Genomic DNA, 4,326 nt, shown 5'->3' with positions numbered 1-4,326 from the left:
GCGTGAAGACCTGCGTGATGACCTGGTCGCCGCGCGCCGTCGGCGCGTTGCCGACGTAGGTCGGCACGCCTTGCAGCTTGGCGTCGGCCTCGGGCACCACTTTCAGCACGCCATGATCCTGCACGAGTGCGAAGCCCTGCATGCGAAGCGCCGATTGCAACGTCTTCAGCGCTTGATCCTCAGGCACTGCGTTTTCCGATACTAGGTTCAACTGACCTGTGACGCGTGGGTCGACAATGATCGTCTTGCCGGTGGCCGCGCCGATCGCCTTCGCGACCTGGTCGATATCGGCGTTCACGAAGTTGAGTGTCACCTGTGCGTGTGCGGTCGTCCCCGTGATCAGTCCAGCTAGCAGCAATGCGGTTAAGACGCGAGATAAAGCCATACGATTTGTTATCCGAAATTTTTTTGATTCTGGTTAGAATTCAATGTGGGTGCGAAGAAACGGCAGGTTTGCCCTTGCATAATTTTGATGGAAGGACGGCCAGAAAACAACGAAGCGCACCTTTCGGGCGCTCCCGGATCAGGGAGAATTGGGCATTGCCAATGACGGCTGCAGAGTCAAACCTTCAACTGGCTGCCGTCGGCCGGATTGAGCGCGCCGACCTTGCCTATCGTGGTGGCATGGCGCGTGACCTACCTGATGCGCAAATGCCAACGCTGATGGAATTTGGTTGCCGCCTTGTTGTTCGACCCGAATGAAGTCCGTCGCGCGTATCTGCTCGTAGAAGAGAAAGTTCCGGCCACAATGGCCACCCGCAAACGAACTCTGATTTGCCCTTTTCGGATCATGTGCATGTTGTGGAGACCGGAGCGGATGATGCGCACGCACCGGAAATCCTCGATCGAATCATCAGTGCGACGATGCGCCTGATGGCGCGATGGTCCTTCCTGCTCGATGATTTTGTCAGGCCCCTGTTCTGACGGACATTGATCGGTGTGGGCCGCCCGGCGTTGAGCACTTTGAGCGCACCCAGATCGACTGCCGCCTCTGTTAACGGCAGCCGTTTCGGGCGCACCTTTCCGTGCAATCGCATTCTCGAAGCAACGTCGAACGGCGACCCTGTAGCGATGGGCACGCAACAGGAAATCGACCGTGTTAGCAGCCTTACCGATGACGAAGAGCAGGCACATCCATTGTGCCCTTGACCTTCACATAGGTTTCGTCCATGCGCCGGCTCCCGCCCATCGAGTGTTTGCATTCGCGAAACTCTTTTTTGAAGCAACCGTACAAGCTTGCATCCAGTGGTGCACGCTTGAGGATCGACCTGAATACTCCGTTCGTCCATCATTTCAAATCCAGATTACGTAAACTCAGCTGGTACGCAACGCACCAGCGCACACATCAGAATCACGTCCAACGCATAACGCAGCCGCTTTAAACACCTTGCCAATACCGGCGGACTGCCTCGTGCGCGGTGTTTTCGTGTTTGGCGTCATGCAGGTCACACATTGGGATTCGAAAGACTTTGCTCGACCCCGCTGACGCGACGGAACCTTACTGCGCGCGCCAACTTGGGATTGCCGCGCTGATCTTCGCGAAGTCCAAGCTGCCGAAGCCCGTAGCCATGTCCCAGCCTGACGTCGCAGTGAAGCCGTAGCCATGGTAGCCGTTGTTGCCTGCTGTCACGTCGTGGTGCAGCGCCGTATTGCCCGGGAGATTCTCATAGAACGCCGGCGTTGGCAGGCTGAGGCTGTTGTTCGTGGCCGATTCGAGCCGCGCCCAGCCGCCCACGAAGATCGGTGACGCGAGGCTCGTGCCGCCGCTTGGCGACTTCATCTTCTGCCCGTTGAAGATGATGTAGGCGCCAGTCGATCGCGCAGCATCGAACGCCACGTCCGGCAGGACACACTTCGTCACCGAACTGCCGAGCGCCGCGGTTTGCCAACTGGGCGCGGCTTCGTACACGCTCTTGCCCCCTCCCGTCGCCCAGATGCGCACCACGTTGTCGACCCGCTTCCCAGTTCCGTCTAAGTCCGCGTACGCGGCGCCGTCATTCCATACGGTTTCGCCGGCCTACGTCATGGTGCCGGTCGTGGAGAGCATCGTACCGCCCACTGCGACGACATAGGGCGAACTCGCGGGATACTGCACGCTGTATTTGGACAGATCGTTTATCGTGGTGATCGAGGCGCCGTCGGACGTGCCGATGTACCCTTGGTTTCCGTGCGGCGAATACGATCCAACATAGACGCCCGCATCGCCTGAAGCGACTGAGAAGGTCTGTCCTTGCGCAACAGCCTGCTTGAACACGGCATCGGCGGCGGCGAGCGCGCCGGTTTTATAGGACGTATATTCGTCGTTCCCGAGGGACACATTGATGATGGTCGCCTTATCATCAGTCACCGCTTTGCTGTAAGCAGCGTTCACCGTTGTGTCGGTGGCACGGTCGGTGCCGGGACCGCTCATGGCCGGATAGAAGATTAGCTCCTTGACGCCTCCGGATGTGCCGATGATGACTTGGCTGTCGAGAGCAAACTCGATATCGGCGTCGGGGACCGGGATGCCCGATCCATCCTCGACGACCGCCGTGTTGACCTTCGGCAGGTGTGCGTTTTGCGTGAAGGTGTTCAGGTCGGCAATGGTCTGAGTCATGTCGCCCCAGGCGATGATGCCCACCGTCGTGTTGGTCGCAGCGGGCAGACTGCTCGCGTCATAGATCTTCGCGAAATCGGTTGGCTGGTGGCTAACCAGCTTCGACGCGTCTGTCGTGTTCTTCTCAATGGAGTCCGGTTCGATGACCGCTTCCGGCGCGAAGCGTTGGAGCATGCTGTGCGGCACGACCGCATTCTGCAGACCGAGTACCGAACCAACGCTCGAGGCGAGCGATGACGGGACACGGGCTGACAAATCGTTCCCATAGGCCGGCTTGCCTTTATAGTTGAAGCGCTTGATGCTCGTCTGGAAGGCGCTTTGCACGTTGTTTGCGTTGCCGTCGGCGGAGATTAGCATGTTGTTCTCCGACACGGAGACGTTGAGGAAGCCGTTCGCCTTCAGATGAGCGACTACGGCCGCGACCTGGGCGTCGGTCGGCGAGAAACGCGCCTTGAACTCGGCCGGCGTGAGGTACCTGTGGTAACTGGGGCTACCCGGCTGATTGAGGTCGCGAAGGAACCTGTCGAGCGTTTCCTCGTTGCGGTGCCTCAGGGCCACGGCAATGTGCAGCGGCTGACTCAGTTCGAGCGGCGTCACATTCGTATCGGTCAGCGCCGGATTGCCGAGGCTGTTCAGCGAGTAGCTCTGCGGGGCATAAGTTCCGGCCGGCGCCGGCGCGTTCGACAGGAGGAACGCTTGGGTGCGGGTCGAGACCCAGTCGGTCTCCGCTCGGGCGGACAGCGGGATCATCGTGACCGCTACGCCAAGGGAAAGGGCCGCCAATTCAAAGGCTCTTGGGAATTTGCGATTGCCGAAATGAATTGTTTGCATTGTGACCTACGAAAATTCAACGAAGCTGGCGCGCGGCCTAGACACGTGGCCCCTCGTCAGGCAATGCGCAAGGGCTTGACTGCGGCGTGGACAGACGGCGGTTGCGGGACGATGTTGCCGTCAACGCTTAACTCGACCGCGATCTCTTTAAGAGATCGCGGCGACGTCTGTAACGTTGCATGGAGTATGGAATCCCAAATTTGGACGACATTCGGGGTATTGCGTTAATGCTTACGAGCTTTGCCATGATTCCTCAAAGTCAATTTGCCGCAAAATATGCGCGGCCCCGGAAGAGATCGCAGAGCCTTGGTACGATATATCTCCGTATAAGAGTCCGTCACTATGGTGTTGATCCCACCGGTCGCGAGCAAATAAGCCGGATACCTGCCGGACGCTTCTAATGTGGGCGGATCATTTCCAAGTGCGACGCGCATGCGATTGTCGCCGGAGCTTCTGCTACGACGCAAGCAAATCGGATTCAATAAAACTGATATCGCGGTCTATGATGGGATTGCAGGGTTTGCTAGTGCTTGCGCATGGGTATGCCGATTCCCTCATAGCGAGGTACGCATCGCCGACTACCAGTATGCCCCGGACCGAGCTCCGCGACCGATCGAGAGCGGAGAGGCGAAACAATCGTTATCGAGGTCCAGGGGGCTGGTGACACCGCGCGCGTGATGAGTCGCGCTGGATGCGGGCAACCAGTCCTCGACATGGTTCAATCATGACAGATAGAGCGTGTTAGGAACTTTGAAGTACTGGCACGGCGCTAACAAGCATGAGCATTGCGAAGACGACAAAATGAAGCCCGGCGAGAGTTTCGGGGGGCCGTTCATAGTCACGTGCGAGACGCCGGAAACGGTTGAGCCAGCCAAAGCTGCGCTCGACCACCCACCGCC

The 4,326-nt window shown here is 58.6% G+C and carries 1 protein-coding gene and 3 pseudogenes; all 4 read right to left on the bottom strand.

Annotation, left to right across the window (positions count from 1 at the left end; translation table 11 throughout):
* Positions 1-385: pseudogene (locus tag VSR82_RS39485) on the bottom strand (type II secretion system secretin GspD); the annotation flags it as partial.
* 383 nt (positions 386-768) lie between these two features.
* Positions 769-1,440: pseudogene (locus VSR82_RS39480) on the bottom strand (IS6 family transposase); the annotation flags it as partial.
* Between the two features lie 58 nt (positions 1,441-1,498).
* Positions 1,499-3,427, bottom strand: a pseudogene (locus VSR82_RS39475) (S53 family peptidase).
* Positions 3,428-4,168: 741 nt separating this feature from the next.
* Positions 4,169-4,326 (bottom strand): transposase (locus VSR82_RS39470; protein WP_498858866.1); only part of this gene is annotated, 158 nt, incomplete at its 5' end.

It is taken from the genome of Burkholderia sp. JPY481, from assembly GCF_038900515.1.
Lineage (GTDB): Bacteria > Pseudomonadota > Gammaproteobacteria > Burkholderiales > Burkholderiaceae > Paraburkholderia > Paraburkholderia youngii.
This window is presented reverse-complemented; position numbering and strand designations above follow the sequence as displayed.